Consider the following 24,595-nt stretch of genomic DNA (forward strand, 5'->3'; position numbering starts at 1 on the left):
GCTCCTTTTAGCCTGCCTGCGTAAACAGGATGCCTTGGTAGGCGATAAATATAATAAGTAAAATCAGCCCTTCGATGCGGCCCAGTACCTGGCGCTTCTTCATCCACAGGATCAGCAGCGGTGCCAGGCTGGTCGCCAGCATGACGTACAGGTCTCGGCCGGCGGCATTGGCATCGACGCTGCCGGGGGCCAACAGGGCCGGAATCGCCAGCACCGCCAGGATGTTAAACAGGTTGGAACCGACCACGTTACCGATGGCCAGATCGTCTTCGTTCTTCAGTACCCCGGCGATGCAGGCGGCCAGTTCCGGCAGGCTGGTGCCGATGGCGATGATCGTCAGGCCGATGACCAGATCCGACATGCCGAACCATTGAGCGATCCCCACGGCGCCGTCCACCATCCAGCTTGACGCCAACGGCAGCAGTGCCATCCCCAGCAGCAGCCAGAAGGTGGCGTGGCTGGTGGGCAGGTTGGTGGGAATCTCATCTTCGCTGGCTTTGGCCATGGGATCGTTGTCCCGGTTGCGCCAGGCACTGGTACACAGGTACCCAAGAATCAGGGCAAAGGCACACAGCAGCAGCATGCCGTCAAAGTAACTCAGGTGTTGATCGCTGAGCAGATACCCGGCCAGCAGGGTTCCGGCCATCATCAGAGGCATTTCTCGACGCAGGGTGTTGCTGCCGACCACCAGAGGCCGCAGCAGGGCGGTAAGGCCGAGAATCAGGGTGATGTTGGCGATGTTGGAGCCCAGGACGTTGCCGATGGCGGTGTCGCCCTTGCCATCCAGGGCGGCCGTGGCCGACACCATCATCTCCGGTGCCGATGAGCCCATGGAGACAATCGTCAGGCCAATGATCAGCGATGGCAGGCCCAGGTTACGGGCAATGGCGGCGGCGCCATAGACGAAACGGTCGGCACTCCAGACCAGTAACGCCAGCCCGCCCAGCAGCATCAGAATATTGAGAAACATGTTTTAAAAAACCTGGCATTGAAGAGGCGCATTGTCGCCCGAACATTTTGAAAAGAAAAGGCCGGGCCCGGTTGTTGTGGATAAAAATGGGACTTCATAGAATGAAACCTGGGAACCAGCCGGATTGCACGCCGGTCTGTGTAATAAGCACGGCGATGGCTGAGTGGCCCTGACCCGTTTGATTTACGTCATTTTACAACGGAATTTCGGCCCGATTAGTTATATTCCTTTCCGAATATTGATAATCTGCCATATTCCGGTCAAAAAGACCCGTGTAAGGGAATGAATTTCTTAGTGGAAAACCCAGACAACCTGATTGAAGTCCAGGGGCTGACATTCAGCCGCGGGACCAGACAGATATTTAAGGGCCTGGATCTGGTGATCCCCAGGGGCAAGGTGACGGCCATTATGGGCCCCAGTGGCATCGGCAAGACCACGCTGCTGAAGTTGATTGGCGGCCAGTTGCTGCCGGATTCGGGGCGAGTGTTGTTTGATGGCCAGGACCTGCACCGGCAAAGCCGCAGCGATCTGTTTGGCTTGCGTCGCCGCATGAGCATGCTGTTCCAGTCCGGGGCACTGTTCACCGACATGTCGGTGTTCGACAATGTGGCCTTTCCTTTGCGAGAGCACACCGATCTCAATGACTCTCTGATTCGCAAACTGGTGCTGATGAAGCTGGAAGCCGTGGGGCTGAGGGGCGCGGCTGCCCTGATGCCGTCGGAGCTGTCCGGTGGCATGCAGCGTCGGGCGGCCTTGGCGCGGGCCATCGCCCTGGAGCCGGAACTGGTGATGTACGATGAGCCGTTTGCCGGCCAGGACCCAATCTCGATGGCGGTGCTGGTGAAGCTGATCAAAGAGATGAGTGAGGCGCTGTCACTGACCTCGGTGGTGGTGAGCCACGACGTGCAGGAGGTGCTGTCCATCGCCGATTACGCCTACGTCATTGCCGATGGCCAGGTGATTGGTGCTGGCGATGGCGACAGCCTGAGACAGGCAGAGTCGCCGCAATTGCAGCAGTTTCTCCGTGGCCAGGCCGACGGACCGGTGGCATTCCATTACCCGGCACCGGCGTATCAACAGGAGTTACTCAACTCATGATGGTTCAGATGATTCAGCGACTGGGGCGCACGGGCCTGGAGACCTTGAGCTCTATGGGCCGGGCCACCCTGATGCTGGTGGGGGCCCTGGTGCACAAGCCCGAACCCCGCAAAATGTGGCCGCTGTTGGCCCGTCAAATCTACAGCGTCGGAGTCCTGTCGATGCTGATTATCCTGGTGTCCGGGCTGTTTATCGGTATGGTACTCGGCCTGCAGGGTTACACTATTCTGGTGGACTTCGGTACCGAAGAGAGTCTGGGCCCGATGGTGGCGCTGTCGCTGCTGCGTGAGCTGGGACCCGTGGTGGCGGCGCTGTTGTTTGCCGGCCGTGCCGGTTCGGCGCTGACGGCGGAGATTGGGCTGATGAAGGCCACCGAGCAGTTGGCCAGCCTGGAGATGATGGCGGTGGACCCACTGCGGCGGGTGATTGCGCCCAGGTTCTGGGCCGGTGTTATTTCGTTGCCATTGCTGACGCTGATGTTTGTGGCTGTCGGCGTATGGGGCGGCCATTTGGTTGGCGTCGAGTGGAAAGGCATCGATGACGGTGCCTTCTGGTCGATTCTGCAGGCTCAGGTGGAGTGGCGTCAGGACATCGTCAACTGCCTGATTAAATCGGTGGCCTTTGCCACCGTCGTGACCTGGATCGCCACCTACAAAGGCTACAATGCTTTGCCCACCGCCGAAGGCTTGGGCCGGGCCACCACAGATACCGTAGTGCACGCCTCCCTGGCTGTTCTGGGATTGGATTTTTTGCTGACCGCATTGATGTTTGGAAACTAGCATGACGAATAGAAAAATTGAATTGGCGGTGGGTGGCTTTTTGCTGGCCGGCATCATCGCGTTTCTGGTGTTGGTCTTTAAGGTGGCGGACATCGATCCCCGCGCCCACACCAACGTGTATATGCTGACCGCTCAGTTCGACAACATCGGCAGCCTCAAAGAGCGCTCGCCGGTGAAGGTCGGTGGTGTAGTGGTAGGGCGGGTGGCCCAAATCGATCTGGATCCCGAATTGCTGGTCCCGGTTGTGACCCTGGCCATTGAGAGTCGCTTTGATCAGTTTACCGATACCAGCAGCGCCTCGATTCTGACCTCTGGCCTGTTGGGCGAACAGTACATCGGCCTGACTCCGGGGTTTATGGACGACGAATCTGAGCTGTTGGCCGATGGCGACCGCCTGGAAGACACCCGCAGTGCCATGGTGCTGGAGGAACTCATTGGCCAGTTCCTGTACAGCAGCGGCAACAAAGGTTAATCGGGAGGACAGACTATGATGCAGCGAATTTTGCAATTGGCTCTGGTGCTGGTAATGGGGATGGGGTCGGCTCAGGCCAAGGACTACACCAACCCCTACGAGATGATGAAGCAGGTGGCGGATCATGCGTTTACCCGCCTGAGCCAGGAGCGCAGCGAGCTGGACAGCGATCCGGCCAAGGTGCGCCAGTTGATCGATGAAGAGCTGCTGCCCTACATCGATTACAAGTACGCCGCTTACAAGGTGATGGGGGTGCATGCCCGCAAGACCACTCGCGATCAGCGGGACAAGTTCACCGCTGAATTTAAAGAGTACATGTTGGCGACGTTTGCCAGTGCCTTTGATAAATACACCGACCAGACGCTGGAGTTTGCACCGGAGAAGCCCTATGGCGAAGCCAAGATTGTGGCCATCGATGTGAAACTGATCGAAAAGCAGCGGGAACCGGTGGATCTGCAGTTCAAGGCCCGTAAAAACAAGAAGGGCAACTGGAAGGTCTTTGATCTGGTTGCAGAAGGCATCAGCTTGTTGGCTTCCCAGCAGGCGGAGCTTGGTGGCCTTATCCGTCAACAGGGGATCGATTCTGTCACGCAACAGTTGGCGGAGCGCAATCGACAAGGTATTGTGGCGACCACAGGACAGAGCCAATGACCGTTAGCGCTCGTGTCGCCGACCGCCGATTGTGCCTGGAAGGCCAGCTGACTCTGGATACGGTCAGCCACTTTTGCGGACCAACACCGTCTCCCCTGACGGACACCATTGCCGAGATCGATCTGTCTGGGCTGACCCGGTGTGACAGTGCCGGTGTGGCGTTGTTGCTGGAGTGGGTCGGCCTGGCGCAAAGCCGGGGACAGTCGTTGACATGGGTTGGGGTGCCGGCAGGCGTACGAGCCCTGTTGGACCTGTATGATATTGATTTTTTAGCTATCGCATAGCGAAGCTCGAGGGAAAGCGTAATGCAGAACACTGAAGTCGCCGAGATGCTGCGCCAGGCCATGGACCTGGACGATGTGATCGTCACTGCCGAAGGCACTCACTACAAAGTGGTGGTGGTCGGGGCCTGTTTTGATGGCATGAGCCGAGTAAAACGCCAGCAGGCTGTTTACGCCCCACTGATGGAAAAGATCACTGATGGAACCTTGCATGCTTTGACCATCAAAGCATTTACGCCAGCGGAATGGCAGCGTGAAAAAATGTTTAACCTGTGAGCTGGCTGATATAGCGTGGATAAATTGCAAATTCGGGCAGCCGGCCCCTTAGCCGGCGAAGTCACCATCTCTGGTGCAAAAAATGCGGCCCTGCCGATTTTGATGGCCTCAGTGCTGGCCGACGATGAGATGCGTATCGGCAACGTACCGGCGCTGCGTGACGTCAACACCAGTTGTCAGTTGCTGCGCCAATTGGGTGCCGACGTCAGTGACCTGTCTCAGGGCGTGGTGGCCATTCGCCCTCAAAGCATCGATCAGTATGTGGCGCCCTATGACCTGGTGAAGACCATGCGTGCCTCGATCATGATTCTGGGGCCGCTGCTGGCGAAATATGGCCGCGCCGATGTGTCTCTGCCCGGTGGCTGTGCCATTGGCGCCCGGCCGGTGAACCTGCACATTCATGGCTTGCAGTTGATGGGGGCCGAGGTCACCGTTGACGAAGGCTACATCAAGGCTCGCATCGACGGTCGTCTCAAAGGCGCCACCATCCTGATGGACATGGTGTCGGTGACCGGCACTGAGAACCTGATGATGGCGGCGGCGCTGGCCGACGGCACCACGGTGATTGAAAACGCCGCCCGGGAACCGGAAGTGGTGGATCTGGCCAACTGCCTGAATGCCATGGGGGCCGACATTAAAGGCGCCGGAACCGATACCCTGGTGATTGAAGGGGTCGAACGCTTGTCTGGCATTCACTACGAGGTGATGCCGGACCGCATTGAAACCGGTACTTATCTGGTGGCGGCAGCGGCGACCGGTGGCCGCATTGTCTGCCGTAAAGCGGCGCCGGAGACCATGGATGCGGTGCTGCTCAAGCTGCAGGAAGCGGGCGCTCAGATTGAGCGCGGCAGCGACTGGATTGCCCTGGATATGGGCGGTAAACCGCCTCAGGCTGTGGACATTAAAACCGCGCCTCATCCGGCGTTCCCCACCGATATGCAAGCCCAGTTCTGTGCCCTCAATGTGGTGGCACAAGGGGTCAGCAAGGTAACGGAAACCATTTTCGAAAACCGGTTTATGCACATCCCTGAGTTGCAGCGGATGGGCGCCGATGTCGATCTGGAAGGCAATACCTGCCTGATCAAAGGGGAAGCCAAGCTGACCGGCGCACAGGTGATGGCCACCGATCTGCGGGCGTCGGCCTGTCTGGTGATTGCCGGGCTGGTGGCTGAGGGCACCACCATCGTCGATCGCATCTACCACCTGGACCGTGGCTACGAGCACATCGAAGACAAGATGGCCGGGCTCGGCGCCGACGTGGTGCGCTTGAAGTAGCGCCGTCTCGCCTCGTTCAACGCCGGCCTTAGTGCCGGCGTTTTTGTGTCTGACATCTTCCGTTACAAGGGCTGAGGTATTTCATTTTTACATCCTTGACCGGGCCAATTAGCATAGGGGCAGAGACCAACAAGGAGTGTGTTATGAAGGACTCAAAACAGCAACTGGCGCCGTTGACCGTGGCGCTGCACTGGATCGTGGGCCTGACGTTAATGGCGTTGCTGGCGGTGGGCATCTACATGGAGGAGAACGAGGCCTACGCCCTGTATCCCATCCATAAATCCATTGGTATGCTGATTGTGGTGGTGGCCCTGGCCCGCATCGGCTGGCGCAGTCGCCAGGGCTGGCCGCAGCCGTTGTCGAAGGAGAGTCGCCCGCAGCGGTTGCTGGCAACGGCGGTACATTGGACGTTGATCATCGGTACCGTGTTGATGCCGGTTTCCGGCATGATGATGTCCGGCGGCGGCGGTCATGGTCTGGAGATCTTTGGCTGGCAGTTGCTGGCGGCCAATCCGGATCCGGCCAACCCGCAAGCGGTGTTGCCATTGAGTGAATCCCTGGCCGGTCTGGGGCACGAACTGCATGAGCTGGGAGGCAACCTGATGATCGCCGCCATCGTGCTGCACGTGGCCGGTGCACTCAAACACCAGTTAATGGATGGCGATGGCACCCTGTCGAGAATGCTGGGCCGGCGGGTGTAACCGCTCAGTTTCGATGACAGTGGCACCGGCGCTGCGGGTTAGCCAAGCCTTCTCACCCCGCCTCCATGGCGGGGTTTTTAGTTTCTACGAAGGGGGGGCGAAGCCCTATTTTCTCCGTCTTAGGCGACGTTCTGCCAAATTAAGCTCTGCTTCTTAGCTATGTTATTGATTTATATTTTGATTATGGTCAATGAGCCTGGGAAGGGCTGTCGGTAGAATCCGCCGCTTGAAAATTCCCTGACTCACCGGAGTACACTTTGTTGTTTGATCGCAAGCTCTGCCCTGTTTTGATCGCCCTGATGCTGACTGCCTGCGGAGGCTCAGGCTCAGGTTCTTCCACGCCAACCGGGCCGGATGAGGGCGGTGGCAATGAGGGCGGTACTCCGGGCGCGTCTGAGCTGATGCCATACACACCCGAGTATGTGACCCCACGCCGCTATGCGGATCTCGGCGCTGAGATTCAGCACATCGATCAGCAACAGGACCGGTTCTGCCCTTACCCGGCGGCACCCGGGCAGTGCGAGTATTACGGTTATAAGGATGTGGCCTACAGCGTGCCGGAAGAGACGGACAGCACCGGTTTGGATGACATGGCGACCACCATGTCGGCGCTGCAATACTATGTCGATATTCAGGCCGGGCTGTGGGGATTGCAGGATTCCGAGGCGCTGATGGCGGTGGCCGCGTTTTCCGACGGCGCTGCGGTCTCTGAGGCCATCGAGTTGATCGCGTTTGATCTGCAGCGACTGCAGGCATCGCAGCCGGGCATTATCGATGCCGAGCTGCTGAGCGCTGCGGCGGCCACGGATGACCGCTGCACGGATTCCGGTACCGGCCCGCTTAGCAGCACGTATTGCCAGGCCACGCGTTATGTGGATGGATTGCAATCACAGCCGGACTGGCAACCGGTGCTGGACAAGGTGGTGCGCGCCGCTGCTCAGCAGTATCAGCACTCTGGCGACTACTTCGATGCGCTGTGTGCGTCGGTGCCATCGGCGCAGATGCTGTGCCAGCTTGATCGCAGCATCAATAGCTTCAGCTTTGATTTGCTGGTGGCGCAGTTTGGCCCGGGGAACGGGACAAAACTGGCAGTACAAGGGGTGGCGTACAAAGGCGACAACAACAAAGGAGGCTACCTGTCCGGGCGCATGGTGTTGCCGAACAACCTCAGCAGCTTTCCTGAGTTTGACGCCAAGGTATTCAATCATGAGCTGACCCACTTTGTGATCGATCAGTACATGAGTGGGTCTGGAGTAACGTTCTATGGCCGTATGGAAACCCGCTTGTTTGAAGAGGGCATCCCGGTGGCGTTTGCCGAGCAACAAACCTGGACTTGGGAAAAGCTGGCTGAACTTGCTCAAAGTGGTGGCCAATTCCTGCTGACACAGGACAACTACAACACTCGAGGATCATTGGTGAACTACTTGCTGGTGGCGAAAACGGCGGCTGAAGCCAGGGCGAAACACCAGGCGTTGTTGACGTTCATCAAGACCATTTCTGTCTACGACGACATCGCGGTGGCCTTTGACCACGCCGGGTTTACTAACCACAAAGGGCAAGCGATCACCCTCGACCAGTTCGGTCGGGACATTGCAACCTGGGTAACAGAGCTTGCCAATGATGCCGACCTGAGCCAGTACAAAACGGCCATTCAGTACGCTCGGGGTTGAATTCGAAGTCGGGGGCATTGATGTCCGGATCCGGCTCATTGGTGGCTGGGGCTGTGATACAGTGGCCCCATGACACTGACTCATTCCCAATGTGAACGGGCACGCCTGGCCCGAGACCACCGCTTTGACGGCCGTTTCTTTACTGCCGTCAAAACCACCGGCATCTATTGCCGGCCGGTGTGTCCGGCGCCGGCGCCGAAATCCGACAACGTCGAGTACTTTGCCAATGCGGCCGCAGCGGCTAAAGCCGGCTACCGTCCGTGTCTGCGCTGTCGCCCCGAGAGTGCGCCGTTCAGTCCGGCGTGGCGGGGAACCGCAACCACGGTCACGCGAGCGTTGTCGCTGATTCATGCCGGCGAACCGATACCGGCGCTGGCGGCGTTCGCCGAGCGTCTCGGCGTCAGCGATCGTCACCTGCGACGCTTGTTTGAACAACACCTCGGGGTGTCGCCGCTGGCTTATGCCCTGAACCATCGGCTGTTGTTTGCCAAACAGTTGCTGTCAGAGAGCGAGTTGCCAATATTGGCGGTGGCTCAGGCGTGCGGGTTTCAGTCCCGTCGCCGTTTCAATGACGCGTTTCAGCGCCAGTTTTCCCTGACCCCGTCCGACATTCGCCGTCGTACTGATGCCGGTGGCCCCGGTTGTCGGGTGCAACTGCGATTCCGGCCGCCGTTTGATTGGTCGACCCTGCTGGCGTTCTTGCAAACCCGGGCGTTGCCCGGGGTGGAGCGGATTGAGGCTGACTGTTACAGCCGCGCCTTTCAACTTGGGCAGCAGCGAGGGTGGTTCGAGTTGTCGCCGGATCTCGAGCTGTGCCGATTGAATCTGACCATTCATTGTGACGCCCCCCATTGTCTGCAGGCGGTGGTGCAGCGTGTCAGGGAGGTGTTTGATCTGGATACCGATCCGCAGGCGCTGTGGCAGGCCTTCGCCGAAGACGCGCAGCTTGGGCCGATCTGGCGTCGCCATCCCGGACTGAGGTTGCCGGGGATCTGGAGTGAGTTTGAGGCGGTGGTTCGGGCCATTGTCGGTCAACAGATCAGTGTCAAAGGCGCGAGAACGATACTGAGCCGTTTGTGCGATCGCTTCGGTGAGCCGTTCCCGCAGGCGTCGGGCTTATCACGGACGTTTCCGACACCGGCACGGTTGGCCAGCGCCGATCTCAGCGGTCTGGGGCTGACGGCCACCCGGGCTCGATGGTTGCAGGGCATTGCCCGCGCCTACGCCGATGGCTTTGAGGCTGGCCACGGCTCGCTGGCGTCACGGCTGCAGCGACTGCAGACTCTGACCGGGGTGGGGGACTGGACGGCGCAGTACGTGTGCATGCGCGGGTTGCAGGAGAGCGATGGTTTTCCCGCTTCGGATCTGGGTTTGTATCATGCCCTGAAGTTAGAGAAAGGCAGCCCGACACAGACCCGGGAGTTGGCGGAATCGTGGCGGCCCTGGCGTGCCTACGCGGTGATGGCATTGTGGCAATCTTTAGGAGAATCAACATGAAGTATGATCAGTGGGCGTCGCCTTGGGGAGAGGTACTGGCGGTAGTGTCGGATCAAGGCTTGGTGGCGTTGGGGTTTCAGCAGGGCGCCCAGCCGCTGACCATCGAAACGCACTGGCAGCGTTGCCCTCAGGCGTTGCAATCGGTACGGACTCAGTTTGAGGAGTACGCCCAAGGACGTCGACACCAGTTTGATCTGCCTCTGGATATGCGCGGGACGGCATTTCAGCAGCAGGTGTGGCAGGCATTGATGACCATTCCGTATGGCGAGACGTGCGCCTACTCGGACATTGCCGAGCGCATCGGCCGGCCGAAATCGGTGCGGGCCGTGGGGGCGGCAAATGGTCGCAATCCGGTGGCGGTGGTGGTGCCTTGTCACCGGGTGATCGGCAAAGACGGTAGCCTGACCGGTTATGCCGGCGGGGTGGAACTTAAGCTGGCGTTGCTTGACCACGAGTGTGGCAAGTGAGGGTTGGGGGAGTCAGGACTCCCCCGATGTGCATCAACGCCGGGAGAAGGCGCAGGGCTCGTGGCCAACCAAACGCTTATAGGGGGTGATGGTGCCGGTAACGTAGGTGCTGTTGTCGCAACGGGTGACCGACTCACCGACGATGGTGGTGTGACTGGCGTCCGAGTAGTACACGTATTCGAGAATGTAGTTGCCGGCCACGGCGTAGCCGGTGAGGCCCAATGCGGCAATGGTGGTCAGGGCCAGCAGCGGTTTTCTGAGAGTGTGAGTCATGTGATTTCGTCCTTGTTGTTGATGAAGGGGCAACTCCTTTTTGCCCGACATTCATTAACTTAGGAAATATAAATTCACTTGTAAATGCTTTTGTTCAGGGCATAAAAAAACGGCTCCCATGGGAGCCGTTTTTTATTTTGTGTTGGTTTAGCGGGTCGGCGCCTGATAGGGCGGCATTTCGCCGATGGTGACCGGCAGCCGAAGCGTCTTGCCTTTGCGAATCAGGGTCAGGTTGACCTCGGTACCCGGTGGCGTCTCGGCGATGGCATCCATCATGGCGTTGACCCCTTCGATTTTTTGGCCGTTGAGTTCGGTGATGACGTCGCCGGCCGCCAGCCGGGCTCGGGCGGCCGGGCTGTTGCGATCGACGTTGGTCAGCAACACGCCGTCGGTATTGGCGATGCCCATTAATCGTGCCCGGGTGGCATCCAGCGGTGCGGCACTGACGCCGAGGTGGCCGCGAATCACTCGACCATCTTTAATCAGCTTTTCCATGACGTGATGGGCCAGTGGCAGCGGAATGGCAAAGTTGATGCCGACGCCACTTTCACCGCCGACATTGTAGTTGGCGGTGTTGACCCCCACCAGGTAGCCGTCCGCATCCACCAGGGCGCCGCCGGAGTTGCCTTGGTTAATGGCGGCATCGGTCTGGATGAAATCCTGATAGCCGGAACTGAGGCCATATCGACCGGTGGCGCTGATGATCCCCTGGGTAATGGTTTGCCCCAGGTTGTAGGGGTTGCCGATGGACAGCACCGCATCGCCGATCTCCGGTTGACGCTTGAGATCGTAGGGGATGGTGGGCAGAGATTGTCCTTCGGTATCGATGTACAGCACCGCCAGATCGGTCCAGGGATCGGCGCCAATCATCACCGCCGAACCCCAGCGACCATCCTGCAGGGCCACGTAGATCAGGTCGGCACCGCTAACCACGTGATAGTTGGTCAGCACGTAGCCGTCTTCCCGCATGATGATGCCCGAGCCCAGGCCGGCGTCGGTGGACTGATTCGGGAAGGCCGCATTCTGGGTGCGGGAGTAGATGTTCACTACCGCAGGGGAGGCGCGTTTGACCGCCTGGGCAAAACTGGTGCGATTGACCTGGCTGCTGGGCCAGCTGAGATCCGGCAGTTGCTGCCTGAGGCTGGGGCTCAACAGCACGATGGCGATGGCCAGCACCAGCCCGGCCAGAATCGGTTTCGCAACGTAGAGCAGGAACTTTGCCATGGTCTTAATAATATTGATGAATGAAAGCACGAGGGTATCACATCGAAGGAACACAAAAAAATGAGCCGCTACCGGAAAGGCAGCGGCTCATGGCGGGCATAGGGGTTATCGGATTATCAGGTACATGTTGCTGTCATCACGACGGATGTTCAGCGCCAGTGCGCCTTCGTAATCCTCCAGCAGGCTACGCAGCTCTTTCAGGCTCTGCACTCGCTCGCGGTTAACGCCGAGGATGATGTCGCCTTTACGCAGCCCCTGGCGGGCAGCGGCAGAGCGCTCTTCCAGCTCGGTAATGGCGACGCCTTCGATGCCGTCCTGGTTGTAGGTGGACAGCTTGGCGCCTTCCAGGGCCGGGTGAACCACGCTGGCTTTGACGTTCTCACCTTCCGCTTCGCTCAGGGTCACCTTGACGGTCTCTTCATCGCCGTCGCGAATGATGCCCAGCTTCACTTTGCTGCCGGCGCCCATGGTCGCGACTTTGGCGCGCAATTCGGAGAAGGTGCGAATCTTACGGCCATTGACGCTGATGATGATGTCACCGGCCTTCAGGCCCGCCTTGGCGGCGGCGGAGTCTGGGACCACCTGGCTGACGAAGGCGCCATGCTGAGACTCGAGGCCAAACAGTTTGGCGGTTTCGTTGTCCAGCTCCCGGCCCAGCACTCCGAGCACACCGCGGCGCACTTCACCGAATTCGATGATCTGCTGAGTCAGGCCGCGAACCATGTCCGACGGAATGGCAAAGCCGATGCCGACGTTGCCGCCGCTCGGAGCCAGAATGGCGGTGTTGATGCCGATCAGTTCACCGTGCAGGTTCACCAGGGCGCCACCGGAATTACCGCTGTTAATGGCGGCGTCGGTCTGGATGAAGTTTTCCAGGCTCTCGATGTTCAGGCCGCTGCGGCCCAGGGCGCTGACGATACCGGAGGTGACGGTCTGTCCCAGGCCGAAGGGGTTACCGATGGCGACGGCAAAGTCGCCGACCCGCAGGCCGTCGGATTTGGCCAGTTTCACCTCGGTCAGGTCGTCGGCCTCCACTTTCAGCAGGGCCACATCGCTGCTCTGATCGGAACCGATCAGCTCGGCTTCAAATTCGCGGCCGTCGCTGAGGCTGATGAGAATCTTATCGGCGCCGTCGATGACGTGGTGGTTGGTGACGATGTAGCCTTCATCGGCGTCGATGATGACCCCGGAACCCAGGCCGCGGAATGGGCGCTCCTGGACTCGCTCCCGAGGCGCATTGGGGCCGAAAAAGTAACGAAACGGCTCAGGAATCTCCTGGCGGGACACCTGGGTGCCGGATACCGACACCGACACGACGGCAGGGCCCACCTGCTCGATCATTGGTGCCAGGCTCGGCAATTGCTGTCCCTCAACCACCAGAGGCAAAGCGGCGTGGCTGGTGGCGGGAAACAGAGAGACTCCGGCAGCGAAAATCGCGGCGGTCAGAACGGTAACAGACTTATTCATCTATAGAAATTCTCCGTAATTCAGCAAATTTTTCTACTTGCTTATCGACCCCCTCGCTGCCGCTTTAGTTCCCCTGGTCAGCTGACTTTTTTTCTCGGGCTGATGATGCCGTGGGAGCCGTGAACGTAATCGTTAGGCTGCTGATCTTCGGTGGTCAGTGGCTCTGGCTCCGGTTGATGCAGCGGCAACTTGGCGGTGCTGAGTTGCTCCTCAAACAGGTGCGAGGCCGATTCGTTCCACAGCCGGTTGGCCTTGTCCACATCCTGGCTCAACTGCAGCAGGGTTGCGTGAGACTGCTCAAAGTAGTCCGCCATCTCCTGTCGTTGCTGATCCAGTTCGAAACGGGCTTTTTCCAGCTTTTGCCTGACGCTGTGGGCATCGGCGGGGGTACCTGAGGTGCGCCAGCGAACGGCGTAGCCGAGGCCAAATCCCACAATCAGGGCCAGTACTATCCAAACTTCATTCATATCTACTCCAAACCGACCCGTAAATTAAGGCCAAAAAAATTAGCACTATCTACTTGTTATAGACCAACTATACATCGGCTTGGGCTGCCATGGTACTATGACCACTCAAAGCTAAGACCAGTGACGAGGGCCATGGAAGTGCCACAGGCGACCCCCTTACAACGTTATCAGGCGGATCTCTCCCGCCCGGATTTTCACCCCGACCCGGCTCAACGCCACGCCGTCGAACAACTGCAACAGTTGTACGATGCCCTTCTGGCCCGAGATCAGTTCGAACCGGGCTTACTAGGGAAGTTGGGTGGCTGGCTCGGTAAAACGTCGCCGTCACCCACGGTTCGGGGCCTCTATTTCTGGGGGGGCGTCGGCCGGGGTAAGACCTACCTGGTGGATACGTTTTTTGAGGTGTTGCCGCTGCAGCGCAAAATGCGCATCCACTTTCACCGCTTCATGCACCGGGTCCATCAGGAGCTGAATCAGCTCAAGGACCAGCCCAACCCGTTGGAGCGAGTGGCCCAGACCCTGGCTGACGAGGCCGAGGTGATCTGTTTCGATGAGTTTTTTGTTTCAGACATCACCGATGCCATGTTGCTGGCAGGGTTGATGAAAGCCCTGTTTGCCCGCGGGGTGGTGTTGGTGGCCACCTCCAACATTCCGCCACGGGAGCTGTACCGGAACGGGTTGCAGCGAGCCCGTTTCCTGCCAGCCATCGACCTGATTGAACAACATTGTCAGGTAGTCAATGTGGATCATGGCATCGATTACCGGCTGCGGGCACTGGAACAGGCGGAGATTTTTCACTCTCCGCTGGATCAGCAGGCGGACGATAACCTGCACCGCTACTTCGAGCAGTTGGCTCCGGAGGCCGGCCATTTCGGCGGCGACATCGAGGTCGAGGGGCGGTTAATCCCGGTGCGTCGACAGGCGGATGGGGTGTTACTGGTGGATTTTATGGCGCTGTGCGACGGTCCCCGCAGCCAGTTGGATTACATGGAGCTGGCCCGCTGTTACCACTCGGTGCTGCTCAGTGGCGTTCAGGCCATGGGGGCCCAGCTGACCGGTGACGACATCGCCCGGCGCTTCCTGGCGCTGGTGGATGAGTTCTATGAACGCGGGGTGAAGTTGATCATCTCCTGCGAAGTGCCGTTGCCGCAGTTGTATCAGGGCGGCGGGCTGGAGTTTGAGTTTCGTCGCTGCCTGAGTCGGCTGCAGGAGATGCAGAGCCACGACTACCTGGCTCGCCCCCACCTGCCTTAATGCGTTTTTTATGCTGCCAGGACCGCGGTCGGCCGCTGTCGATTCTGGCAAAACTCGCCCATTGGCGGATTGGCTGTAAAAAACGGGTGATTTTTACGGCGCCTTACTCTATAATTCGCGCCCTGCCCACGTTACGAATGGTTGATTTATCAACCGGCACTCGGTTCCGATGTGTTCGAAGGGGCACGGAAGAAACCAACATAGGGCGTATTGTCGGCCCCGACAGTGCGCTGATGTGTAACAGCTAATTTGGGTTATTAGTCTGATGAAAACCTTTACTGCAAAACCAGAAAGCGTAAAGCGCGACTGGTTCGTCATCGATGCCGATGGCAAAACTCTGGGTCGTCTGGCCACTGAAGTTGCTCGTCGCCTGCGCGGCAAGCATAAGCCAGAATACACTCCTCACGTTGATACCGGTGACTACATCGTAATCATCAACGCTGAGAAAGTTACCGTTACCGGTAACAAGGCTCAGAACAAGATGTACTACAGCCACTCTGGTTACCCTGGCGGTATCAAAGAGATCAACTTCAGCGATCTGCAGGCTCGTAAGCCTGAAATGATCATTGAAAAAGCGGTTAAGGGCATGCTGCCGAAAGGCCCTCTGGGTCGTGCCATGTTCCGTAAGCTGAAAGTGTACGCAGGTAACGAGCATGCTCACGCAGCTCAACAGCCTCAAGTACTAGACATCTAATACGGAGATTTTGGCAATGGCACAAACTCAATACTACGGCACTGGCCGCCGCAAGAGCTCTACCGCTCGTGTATTCATTAAAGCTGGTAGTGGCAACATCACTGTAAACAAGCGTACTCTGGACGTTTACTTCGGTCGTGAAACTGCTCGTATGGTTGTTCGTCAACCTCTTGAGCTGGTTGAAATGCTGGAGAAACTGGACATCTACGTAACTGTTCAGGGTGGTGGTATCACTGGTCAAGCCGGTGCAATCCGTCACGGCATCACTCGTGCTCTGATGGAGTACGATGAGACTCTGCGTCCTGCACTGCGTAAAGCTGGCTTCGTTACTCGTGACGCCCGTGAGGTTGAGCGTAAGAAAGTCGGTCTGCGTAAAGCACGTCGTCGTCCACAGTTCTCCAAGCGTTAATTCGCCGCGAGCACAAGGACTGGAAAACCCGCTGCATGTCAGCGGGTTTTTTTATGTCTGTCTAAAATCAAAGCGCAATCCACTGTTTTGTAAACTTATCGCCAACTCATGTTTTCAAATTATTGTTATTCAGCACAATATCCCCACGGAAAGTATGATCTATCTCTAATTTTTCTATATAATGGGCGCGCGACCGAGCTTCAGCGCTACCTGAATCCACAATTTGGGTAACAACTGCTCGGGTCATTAAAAAATAAAAGCAGACCCCAATGGGAGAAAAGTGGATGAGCAATGCGCCTGTCGATAATGGACGTCGCAGATTCCTGACCGCTGCTACAGCCGTAGTGGGCAGTGTCGGCGCCGCTGCTGTTGCGGTTCCATTCATTAAATCATGGAACCCGAGTGCCAAGGCAAAAGCCGCCGGCGCTCCAGTAGAAGTCAATATCAGTAAAGTGGAACCTGGACAGCTGCTGCGCGTTGAGTGGCGCGGTAAGCCAGTGTGGATCGTACGTCGCACCGAAGCGGTGCTGGATGGATTAACCAAGCTGGACGATCAGCTGCGTGATCCGGACTCCGTCGAGCCTCAACAACCTCCTTACGCTCAGAATGCCTTCCGTTCCATCAAGGACGAATATTTTGTTGCCGTTGGCCTGTGTACCCACCTAGGGTGCTCACCGACCTATCAGCCCGATACCTTTGGCCAGCAGGTCGAAGGGGTGCCATCCGGCTTCTTCTGCCCTTGCCACGGTTCAAAGTTTGATATGGCCGGCCGGGTTTTCCAGGGGGTGCCTGCACCGCTGAACCTGGTGATTCCGCCGCACTTCTATGTTGATGAAAAGACCATTTTGATCGGCGTTGAGAAGGGAGTGGCCTGATTATGAAAAAGATCATTGATTGGATCGACGAGCGGATCCCGATGACGGCCACGTACAACAAGCACGTGGGCCAATACCCTGCTCCTAAGAATTTCAACTTCTGGTACTACTTCGGTTCTCTGGCAATGCTGGTGTTGGTGAACCAGTTGCTGACCGGTGTCTGGTTGACCATGAACTACGTTCCCACCGCCGAAGGCGCGTTCGCTTCGGTGGAATACATCATGCGGGATGTGGAATACGGTTGGTTGCTGCGCTACATGCACTCCACCGGGGCCTCCGCCTTTTTCGTGGTGGTCTACATGCACATGTTCCGCGGCATGATGTACGGCTCCTATCAGAAGCCCCGGGAACTGTTGTGGATCTTCGGCATGCTGATCTTCCTGATCCTGATGGCCGAAGCCTTTATGGGTTACCTGCTGCCCTGGGGACAGATGTCCTACTGGGGGGCTCAGGTGATCATCTCCCTGTTTGGTGCCATTCCGGTCATCGGTGACGATCTGACCCTGTGGATTCGAGGCGACTACGTGGTCTCCGGCGCCACACTGAACCGCTTCTTTGCCCTGCACGTGATTGCCTTGCCTCTGGTACTGGTGGTGCTGGTATTCCTGCACATCATCGCGCTGCACGAGGTGGGGTCCAACAACCCGGACGGCATCGAAGTGAAGAAGAACAAGGGCCCGGACGGCTGGCCAGTGGATGCGATTCCCTTCCACCCCTACTACACCGTGAAGGACATCATGGGAGTGGCCGGATTCCTGATCATCTTCTGTTATGTGCTGTTCTTTATGCCAGAGGGCGGGGGTTACTTCCTGGAGCGGCCAAACTTCGAAGCGGCCAACCCGCTGAAGACGCCGGAACACATCGCGCCAGTGTGGTACTTCACCCCGTTCTACGCCATTTTGCGCGCCATCCCGGACAAGCTGCTGGGTGTGGTCGGCATGGGCGCGGCCATCGGCGTGCTGTTTGTGCTGCCATGGCTGGACCGCTGTAAGGTGAAGTCCATCCGCTACCGCAGCATGCTGCACAAGGTGAACCTGTCACAGTTTGTGGTCTGCTTCATCGTTCTGGGTTACCTGGGTGCCGTACCGGCCACTCCGACCCTGACCCTGTTGGCACGCATCTGTACCCTGGGTTACTTCGGCTTCTTCGTACTGCTGTTTGTGTACAGCAAGAACGAGAAGTGCAAACCGGTTCCAGAAAGGGTGACAGGCTAATGAAAAAGTTAATCGCAGTAATGATGGCTTGCCTGCCGGCTCTGGTGTTTGCCGCCGGCGGCAACAATGAACACGTGGTCAGTGCCAACATTGATCTGACTGACAAAGCGTCGCTCAAGCGCGGTGCTCAGGCATTCATGGATAACTGCAGTGGCTGTCACAGCCTGCAGTACCAGCGTTACCAGCGCATTGCCGATGATCTGGAGATGACCGAAGAGGAGGTCGGAAACCTGATTCTGAGCGATGCCAAGATTGGTGAGCAGATCAAGTCGGCCATGAGTACCGACAATGGTGCCACCTGGTTTGGTGCGCCGCCGCCGGATCTGACCCTGGAAGCGCGGCTGAAGAGCCCGGACTGGATCTACTCCTACCTGAAGGCGTTCTATGTGGATGAAAGCCGTCCCTTCGGCGTCAACAACCTGGTGTTCCCGGCGGTGGGCATGCCCCATGTCCTGGAAGGACTGCAAGGGACACCGGTGTTGCAGGAAGACGGTACCATCGTCGCCAGCGGCGGCCAGATGAATGCCGAAGAGTATGATCAGTACGTTCTGGATATCACCAATTTCCTGGCCTATACCGGTGAGCCGGTCAAGCTGGAACGTGAACGTATTGGTAAATGGGTACTGGCTTTCCTGGCCTTCTTCTTCGTGATTGCGTTTTTCTTGAAGAAGGAATATTGGCGAGATGTACACTAATCGCCAATAACAGGTTACAATCTACCTCTTGCGCATTTGGGGGCATTCTTGCCCCCAAATGTTTTATCGTTTCTGAGTGAGTTTGGAGGATGTCGATGGCTGTTGCTGCCAATAAACGCTCTGTAATGGCGCTGTATTCCGGTGCTAGTGATCTCTATAGCCACCAAGTACGCATTGTCTTGGCGGAGAAGGGCGTCGGTGTCGAGGTAATCCAGGTTGATCCAAACCAGCTACCGGAAGACTTAGCAGAGCTCAACCCATACAACAGCGTTCCGACCCTGATCGATCGTGAATTGGTGCTGTACAACTCCCGTATCATTATGGAGTACCTGGATGAGCGTTTCCCTCATCCGCCGTTGATGCCTGTGTATCCGGTATCCCGTGGTCAAAGCCGTCTGATGATGTACCGCATCCAGAATGACTGGTATGCATTGGCCGAACGCATTATGCGTGGTGAGAAAGCCGATGCGGCTCGTAAGCAGCTGACCGAAAGCATTCTGGGCCTGAGCCCGGTATTTGCGGAAACCCCTTACTTCATGAGCGAAGAGTTCACCCTGGTAGATTGCTACCTGGCAGCCCTGTTCTGGCGCCTGCCTCAGCTGGGCATCGAAGTGGCCGGCCGTGGCAGCAATGAAGTGAAAGCCTACATGACCCGCATCTTCGAGCGTGAGTCCTTTAAGGCATCGCTGACCGAAGCCGAGCGCGAGCTGCGCATCGGTGTCTGAGGTAGAGCACAGCCTGTCACCCCAACGCCCCTACCTGTTGCGGGCGCTGTATGAGTGGCTGGTTGATAATGATCTGACCCCTCACCTGGCGGTCAATGCCGAGTTACCCGGCGTCCGGGTACCGACTCAGTATGTGCAGGATGGCCAGATTGTGCTGAACATAGCTCCCCATGCGGTGGGCAATCTGCAGATGGGCAATGACGACGTCCGCTTTAATGCCCGTTTTGGCGGTCAGCCACAGGCCATTGTGGTCCCCCTGTATGCCTGTGAGGCTATCTATGCCCGGGAAAATGGCGCCGGAACCCTGTTTCCGCCTGAACCGAGCTATGAGCTGCAACTGGAGCAGCAGCAGGATGACACCACTGCGCCTGAGGCTGTCGACTCGCAGGACAGTCGTCCCGAGCCGGGGCGACCCACTCTCAGGGTCATCAAGTAAGCATTCGATGATTGAAAAGCCGGAGCCTATGCTCCGGTTTTTTTTGCTTTGTCCGCGGAAAATCGTTCGGATTTAATGAAGCCTGCATTGGGCCTGAGCTTCTTTGCCCAGTCTTGGTTACAAAAAAGCGATTTCCCCAATATCGCTCATGTGATCGCGATCACGTTTTTGGCCTTTGATACTCAAGTTTTTGCATTTTGCGACGGTGTCGAGCTTGCTGCTCCGACCATCGATAAAATTGGCGTCAGAACAATTGATTGTAGAAAGCTTCTGAAAATTGGTGGCTCAGCCGGCAACCTTAATTCCAATCTGAAGTGTAATTAATGAAGATCATTTTTTGCTCTATATCAGTAAATTAATTTCTTCAAGGGGGTGGTTTTGAGCTGTTTGTCTAAAAAATGGGCCTTGAGTATTCTCTTCCCACTTCGTTATTCGGTGTCCGCGCCATTCGCAGCGGCATCGGGTGTGTTTAGACAGCAGACAAAGGCAAAACCAGTGAGAGCTGGCGACGCAAAATCTCCGGTCTTAAGGCGTACGCCAAAGATAGCGGGATTACCTCATGTCGTATGTGGTGTATTGAGGGAACAACGGTGCCGGGCTTATGGCCTGGTGTACTGACCAACCGTCGCGTGAAATTGTCTGCCGATTTAGGAGCATTAGATGTCAAATCGGCATTTTCAGCTGGGCCCCAATGGCCTGGTAACACTGAAGACCCTGTTTTCAGTCACCCTGTTAGCGGTCACCCTGAGCGGGTGTGGGGGCGGATCATCGGATCCGTCGCCGGACCCGGATCCGCCGCCGGTCATTCCGGACCCGGATCCTGAGCCGGACCCGGATCCAGATCCGGACCCGGACCCAGACCCAGATCCGGACCCAGATCCAGACCCGGACCCAGACCCAGATCCAGACCCGGACCCGGATCCAGACCCGGACCCGGATCCAGACCCAGAGCCGGATCCAGACCCGGAAGTGGGGGTGATTCTGAGCTCCGATGCGGTGGTGTTTAATGGTCAGAATGCCTATGGCGAGATTGCCGATTGGCGTGCCGACGGCGATTTTCGCGTCGTGGCCTGGCTGGACGAGATTGCGGTTGAGGCCGGTGCCAAAACCATGCTGTTGTCCTCCGCCGCCAATGGCGATTATCTGGCCTTTACCCACAACAGCGTCGAAGGTCGCTGGAACGGTCAGACGGTGTCTGTCGGCGGGCAACTGGCGTTTGATCAGAGCCGCTACGTAGAGATTACCGTGGCCAATGGCAACCTGACCGCCTCGGATGGCAGTGCCAGCGCCACCACCAGCAACGGTGCGGTAAGCCCGACGGCGGTGACATACAACTGGTTGTATCGTCAGCAGGATCAGTATTCTCAAGGGGCGTTGCAGTCACTGGCGTTGATCGACCTGGATAACAACGATCACTCCCGCGCCCTGAGCTTTGACCAGGACAAGGGCGTGGTGGCCTCCGGAGCGGGCGCCAACGGTACGCATCTGCTGATGAACGTGGCGGCGTCGGACTGGCGAGCCATTGAGTCGAACGTCAAGGCGCCGATGCCGCACCTGGCGAGCCAGGCGGAGTGGGATGCCCGCTTCGAACAGATGTACCCTAACCAGCGTCCGGTCATGAATGAGACCAAGGGCAACGACAACCTGGTGTACGCCTGGGAAGGGCATTACTGGCTGCGGGCTTACGTGCGCATGGCTAAGACCTATGGGGACAGCAAGTACCTGGACTACGCGGTTGAGCTGGCGGATCACATGCTGTATTACACCGACGAACAGCGGGTAGAGCGGGGTGAGCTGAACATCTTCAATGAGCCTTACCATGAGTTGGCGCCGAAGTTGTATCTGACCACGCCCGGGTTACCGGTTCCCGGATGGCGACGCCCCTATAATGGTGGCTGGCGCAATGAGGCACTGACCGACGGCATGATCCTCAATGCCATTATGCGGCTGGCGGATCACATTAAGAGTGACAACCTGACCGCCTATATGGCCAAGGCCGACAGTTACATCGAACGGGCGAAAGTGATTGTACGGGCACACGACACCTCATTCAGCACCACCAAGAATGCGGCGATTCAGGGCTCCTACTTTTACGTCAACCCGGATAATGCCGATACCGGTGACAGTGGTTTGTACTCCAACCCTCTGCCGTTTAACCACAACATGACCCTGGGTGTGGCGATGATCTACCTTAACAAGTGGACCAACGACAGCGGTGACCTCGGTCAGAAGGCCAATGAGATCCTGGGCTTCTATATGGATAACCTCAAGGCGGACAGCAACAACGTCTGTACCTGGGATTATCAATACAAGGCCGACGGCAGTGGTAAGATGGAAGACTTTAACCACGCCCACCTGGACGTAGGCTTCATGGTTCTGGCCCGCCAGGAAGGGATGTTGGACAGCGACCAGCCGCTGACCTGCCTGGCCAACACCATGGTCAGCAATGTGTTCGTGGCGCCGGCCATGGCCAGTTTTGGTGTCGATGGCACTGGCTTGAGTTCAACCTGGGATCAGGTGGCCGTAGGCTATGACTGGATTGATCTGCAGGCGTACGATGCCCGCATCGGAGACATCAGCGATCACATCCTGCGTCACTACGGCGCGCCGAACTGGTACCGGCCGTATCTGGCATCTGCCAATACCCTGTACTGGAACAACCAGTAACCCTCAGGGTTGTTGGAAAACGGATTGGCTGCCTTCGGGCAGCCTTTTTGTTTTTTTGCTCAGTTAATGACTCTGGTTACCTCGGTTAAGCCGCCGCTGATTACGGGTTAACTAGTTAAAAAATAAGTGTAAGAACCCCATTCTGACGGGATTTGACGCCGATCGTCTCACCTTGACAATACTCGCTTTGTGTCCATAAACTTGGTAGCTTGTGGGAAAAAGTGGTTATTTGTGGGATGAAGTCGTCCGATTGAATTTAACAGGGATGGGATAGCTTTTGTTTAGAGGCGCCAGCAGCATCTCTCTCGATGCCAAAGGCCGGATCGCAATACCAAAGCGATACCGGCCGTTGTTGTGCGCGCAAAACGACAATCAGTTGGTGGTGACCGTCGACATCAAGTCGGCCTGCCTGCTGCTGTACCCGCTGGATGCCTGGCAGGAGGTCGAGCAAAAACTGGCGACCCTGTCCGATACCCAACCCAGTGAGCGCGCCATTAAACGGCTGTTGCTGGGCTACGCCGCCGATGTGGAGATGGATCGCATGGGCCGGGTGTTATTGCCTCCCCCTTTACGACAGTACGCGCAACTGGATAAGCAACTGATGCTGGTCGGTCAGCTCAACAAGTTTGAGATCTGGTCGGAAAGCAACTGGCAGCAACAGATTGCCGACTCTCAAACCGCTTTAGAAGCGGAAGCCTTTATTGATAACCAACGTTTACAGGAATTTGCCCTCTAATGGCGGAAAGTTTTAGTCACGTAACCGTGCTGCTGAAAGAAGCAGTGGACGGATTGAACATCAAAGCCGACGGTACATACATCGATGGTACCTTCGGACGTGGCGGTCATAGCCGGGAAATTCTGTCGCGTCTCGGACCCGATGGCCGTTTGTTTGGCATCGATCGCGACCCCCAGGCGGTTCAAGTGGGTCAGCAACTGCAGCAGCAGGACCCCAGATTCACCATCATTCATGGTCCTTTCTCCGGGCTGGCCCAGTACCTGGAAGCGCGTGACCTGGTCGGTCAGGTCGATGGCGTACTGTTGGATCTTGGGGTGTCGTCGCCGCAACTGGATGATGCCGAACGCGGCTTCAGCTTCCTGCGGGATGGGCCGCTGGACATGCGCATGGACAACACCCAGGGCGAAACCGCATCACAGTGGTTGCACCGTGCCGATGCCAAAGACATCGCCTGGGTGATTCGCACCTTTGGTGAAGACAAGTACGCCGGGCCCATCTCCCGGGCCATCAAGGCCCACATCGAGGAGGGCAAGCCGCTGGAGCGAACCCGGGACCTGGCCAAATTGATTGAAGACATTACTCCGAAACACAAGATGGAGAAGGGCAAGCACCCGGCGACCCGCACCTTCCAGGCGGTGCGCATCTACATCAACAGCGAACTGGAGGAGATCGAACAGGCGCTGAAGGGCTCCCTGGTGGCGTTAGCCCCAGAGGGACGGTTGTCGATCATCAGCTTCCATTCGCTGGAAGACCGGATGGTCAAACGCTTCATGCGACGTCAGAGTCAGGGTGAGCCGTTGCCTCCCGGCCTGCCTCTGACCGAGGAACAGATCAATAAGACCCGAACCATGAAGACCGTCGGCAAAGCGTTGAAGCCGTCGGATGGTGAGGTGAGCGATAACACCCGTTCCCGCAGTTCGGTGCTGCGGGTTGCTGAGCGATTGGGGTAATTCATGATTGGCGACTCCAGCCTGGCTGGCATCATCTGGCGAGACCTGTGGCACCACAAGAGCGTGGTGCTGCTGAGCGTGCTGGTGCTGGTGAGTGCCTTGGGGGTGGTCTGGACCGCGTATGAAGCCAGGCTACTGACCAATGATCTCAACGATCAGCGTCAGCGCCGTGATGAACTCGACATTCAATGGCGTCACTTGCTTCTGGAGGAGCAGACCCTCACCGAACACAGCCGGGTCAGCCGGTTGGCGGAGAAGCAACTGGACATGAGCCGACCGGCACCGGGTCAGGAAGTGGTGGTGAGGCTGCCATGAAACCCAGTCAACGCCGCCATCGGCGTCCCAATGCCCGCCCCGCCAAAGCCGCCAAGC

General features: G+C 57.6%; 29 protein-coding genes and 1 riboswitch. Of the genes, 24 read left to right on the forward strand and 5 right to left on the reverse strand.

The genetic code is table 11. From position 1 onward, the window contains the following. Positions 1-7: 7 nt before the first annotated feature. Positions 8-970, reverse strand: a complete 963-nt coding sequence (locus tag H598_RS26935; protein WP_028111479.1) for a calcium/sodium antiporter — start codon at positions 968-970, stop codon at positions 8-10. A gap of 282 nt (positions 971-1,252) precedes the next feature. Between H598_RS26935 and H598_RS0101840 the strand changes: the two genes are divergently transcribed. From H598_RS0101840 to H598_RS27080, 11 genes are all read left to right on the forward strand, one after another. Continuing rightward, positions 1,253-2,068 (forward strand): ATP-binding cassette domain-containing protein, encoded by an 816-nt coding sequence (locus H598_RS0101840; protein WP_028111480.1) that lies wholly within the window; start codon positions 1,253-1,255, stop codon positions 2,066-2,068. Next, positions 2,068-2,847, forward strand: a complete 780-nt coding sequence (gene mlaE, locus H598_RS0101845; RefSeq protein WP_218126887.1) for a lipid asymmetry maintenance ABC transporter permease subunit MlaE — start codon at positions 2,068-2,070, stop codon at positions 2,845-2,847. Before H598_RS0101840 ends, mlaE begins: the two co-directional genes overlap by 1 nt. 1 nt (position 2,848) lies before the next feature. After that, positions 2,849-3,319, forward strand: coding sequence for an outer membrane lipid asymmetry maintenance protein MlaD (gene mlaD, locus H598_RS0101850; RefSeq protein WP_028111482.1), 471 nt, complete (start codon positions 2,849-2,851; stop codon positions 3,317-3,319). A 15-nt stretch (positions 3,320-3,334) separates the two neighbouring features. Then, a complete protein-coding gene (locus H598_RS0101855; RefSeq protein WP_028111483.1) occupies positions 3,335-3,970 on the forward strand; it encodes an MlaC/ttg2D family ABC transporter substrate-binding protein in 636 nt (211 codons plus the stop codon). Next, complete coding sequence (locus H598_RS23030; RefSeq protein ID WP_035414944.1) at positions 3,967-4,254, forward strand: STAS domain-containing protein; 288 nt, start codon at positions 3,967-3,969, stop codon at positions 4,252-4,254. Before H598_RS0101855 ends, H598_RS23030 begins: the two co-directional genes overlap by 4 nt. A 21-nt stretch (positions 4,255-4,275) precedes the next feature. Continuing rightward, complete coding sequence (locus tag H598_RS0101865; protein ID WP_028111484.1) at positions 4,276-4,527, forward strand: BolA family protein; 252 nt, start codon at positions 4,276-4,278, stop codon at positions 4,525-4,527. 15 nt (positions 4,528-4,542) lie between these two features. Continuing rightward, entirely contained in the window at positions 4,543-5,802 is a 1,260-nt protein-coding gene (gene murA, locus H598_RS0101870) for a UDP-N-acetylglucosamine 1-carboxyvinyltransferase (protein ID WP_028111485.1), read from the forward strand. Between the two features lie 143 nt (positions 5,803-5,945). Further along, positions 5,946-6,503, forward strand: a complete 558-nt coding sequence (locus tag H598_RS0101875; protein WP_028111486.1) for a cytochrome b — start codon at positions 5,946-5,948, stop codon at positions 6,501-6,503. A 401-nt stretch (positions 6,504-6,904) separates the two neighbouring features. Beyond that, positions 6,905-8,173, forward strand: coding sequence for a hypothetical protein (locus tag H598_RS0101880; RefSeq protein WP_156896896.1), 1,269 nt, complete (start codon positions 6,905-6,907; stop codon positions 8,171-8,173). A 69-nt stretch (positions 8,174-8,242) separates the two neighbouring features. Further along, positions 8,243-9,670, forward strand: coding sequence for an AlkA N-terminal domain-containing protein (locus H598_RS0101885; protein ID WP_028111488.1), 1,428 nt, complete (start codon positions 8,243-8,245; stop codon positions 9,668-9,670). Further along, positions 9,667-10,137, forward strand: coding sequence for a methylated-DNA--[protein]-cysteine S-methyltransferase (locus H598_RS27080; RefSeq protein ID WP_028111489.1), 471 nt, complete (start codon positions 9,667-9,669; stop codon positions 10,135-10,137). The genes H598_RS0101885 and H598_RS27080 overlap by 4 nt, the downstream gene beginning before the upstream one ends. A gap of 33 nt (positions 10,138-10,170) precedes the next feature. Here the strand turns inward: H598_RS27080 and H598_RS0101895 are convergent, their stop codons facing one another. The 4 genes from H598_RS0101895 to H598_RS0101910 form a co-directional block, all read right to left on the reverse strand. Then, complete coding sequence (locus H598_RS0101895) at positions 10,171-10,410, reverse strand: DUF6289 family protein (protein WP_028111490.1); 240 nt, start codon at positions 10,408-10,410, stop codon at positions 10,171-10,173. 147 nt (positions 10,411-10,557) lie between these two features. After that, positions 10,558-11,634, reverse strand: a complete 1,077-nt coding sequence (gene degS, locus H598_RS0101900) for an outer membrane-stress sensor serine endopeptidase DegS (RefSeq protein ID WP_035415081.1) — start codon at positions 11,632-11,634, stop codon at positions 10,558-10,560. Positions 11,635-11,739: 105 nt separating this feature from the next. Beyond that, positions 11,740-13,101: a Do family serine endopeptidase gene (locus H598_RS0101905; RefSeq protein WP_028111492.1), complete on the reverse strand. Its 1,362-nt coding sequence runs from the start codon at positions 13,099-13,101 to the stop codon at positions 11,740-11,742. A 77-nt stretch (positions 13,102-13,178) separates the two neighbouring features. Then, positions 13,179-13,568, reverse strand: a complete 390-nt coding sequence (locus H598_RS0101910) for a Z-ring associated ZapG family protein (RefSeq protein WP_028111493.1) — start codon at positions 13,566-13,568, stop codon at positions 13,179-13,181. 138 nt (positions 13,569-13,706) lie between these two features. On the opposite strand from H598_RS0101910, the gene zapE reads away from it, so the two are divergent. From zapE to ftsL, 13 genes are all read left to right on the forward strand, one after another. Then, complete coding sequence (zapE, locus tag H598_RS0101915; protein ID WP_028111494.1) at positions 13,707-14,822, forward strand: cell division protein ZapE; 1,116 nt, start codon at positions 13,707-13,709, stop codon at positions 14,820-14,822. Positions 14,823-15,087: 265 nt separating this feature from the next. Next, positions 15,088-15,516: a 50S ribosomal protein L13 gene (gene rplM, locus H598_RS0101920; RefSeq protein ID WP_028111495.1), complete on the forward strand. Its 429-nt coding sequence runs from the start codon at positions 15,088-15,090 to the stop codon at positions 15,514-15,516. A 16-nt stretch (positions 15,517-15,532) separates the two neighbouring features. After that, positions 15,533-15,925: a 30S ribosomal protein S9 gene (gene rpsI / locus H598_RS0101925; RefSeq protein WP_028111496.1), complete on the forward strand. Its 393-nt coding sequence runs from the start codon at positions 15,533-15,535 to the stop codon at positions 15,923-15,925. A gap of 284 nt (positions 15,926-16,209) precedes the next feature. Continuing rightward, positions 16,210-16,800, forward strand: a complete 591-nt coding sequence (gene petA / locus H598_RS0101930) for a ubiquinol-cytochrome c reductase iron-sulfur subunit (RefSeq protein WP_028111497.1) — start codon at positions 16,210-16,212, stop codon at positions 16,798-16,800. A 2-nt stretch (positions 16,801-16,802) separates the two neighbouring features. Next, entirely contained in the window at positions 16,803-18,014 is a 1,212-nt protein-coding gene (locus H598_RS0101935) for a cytochrome b (RefSeq protein WP_371878036.1), read from the forward strand. Continuing rightward, the gene (locus tag H598_RS0101940; protein ID WP_028111499.1) at positions 18,014-18,709 is read left to right on the forward strand and encodes a cytochrome c1; all 696 of its coding nucleotides are present in this window, start codon (positions 18,014-18,016) and stop codon (positions 18,707-18,709) included. Before H598_RS0101935 ends, H598_RS0101940 begins: the two co-directional genes overlap by 1 nt. Before the next feature lie 95 nt (positions 18,710-18,804). Further along, positions 18,805-19,434: a stringent starvation protein SspA gene (gene sspA / locus H598_RS0101945; RefSeq protein WP_028111500.1), complete on the forward strand. Its 630-nt coding sequence runs from the start codon at positions 18,805-18,807 to the stop codon at positions 19,432-19,434. Then, entirely contained in the window at positions 19,427-19,870 is a 444-nt protein-coding gene (locus H598_RS0101950) for a ClpXP protease specificity-enhancing factor (RefSeq protein ID WP_035414947.1), read from the forward strand. The genes sspA and H598_RS0101950 overlap by 8 nt, the downstream gene beginning before the upstream one ends. A gap of 75 nt (positions 19,871-19,945) precedes the next feature. Further along, the gene (locus H598_RS0101955) at positions 19,946-20,194 is read left to right on the forward strand and encodes a hypothetical protein (protein WP_156896897.1); all 249 of its coding nucleotides are present in this window, start codon (positions 19,946-19,948) and stop codon (positions 20,192-20,194) included. 151 nt (positions 20,195-20,345) lie between these two features. Then, positions 20,346-20,430: riboswitch (cyclic di-GMP riboswitch) on the forward strand. A gap of 100 nt (positions 20,431-20,530) precedes the next feature. Then, complete coding sequence (locus tag H598_RS26825) at positions 20,531-22,537, forward strand: hypothetical protein (protein WP_028111503.1); 2,007 nt, start codon at positions 20,531-20,533, stop codon at positions 22,535-22,537. Positions 22,538-22,814: 277 nt separating this feature from the next. After that, entirely contained in the window at positions 22,815-23,273 is a 459-nt protein-coding gene (gene mraZ / locus H598_RS0101965; RefSeq protein ID WP_028111504.1) for a division/cell wall cluster transcriptional repressor MraZ, read from the forward strand. Then, the gene (gene rsmH / locus H598_RS0101970) at positions 23,273-24,223 is read left to right on the forward strand and encodes a 16S rRNA (cytosine(1402)-N(4))-methyltransferase RsmH (protein ID WP_028111505.1); all 951 of its coding nucleotides are present in this window, start codon (positions 23,273-23,275) and stop codon (positions 24,221-24,223) included. Before mraZ ends, rsmH begins: the two co-directional genes overlap by 1 nt. Before the next feature lie 3 nt (positions 24,224-24,226). After that, positions 24,227-24,538 (forward strand): cell division protein FtsL, encoded by a 312-nt coding sequence (gene ftsL, locus H598_RS0101975; RefSeq protein ID WP_028111506.1) that lies wholly within the window; start codon positions 24,227-24,229, stop codon positions 24,536-24,538. Positions 24,539-24,595: the final 57 nt, after the last annotated feature.

This window comes from Ferrimonas kyonanensis DSM 18153, assembly GCF_000425405.1.
In the GTDB taxonomy this organism is placed as follows: Bacteria; Pseudomonadota; Gammaproteobacteria; order Enterobacterales; family Shewanellaceae; genus Ferrimonas; species Ferrimonas kyonanensis.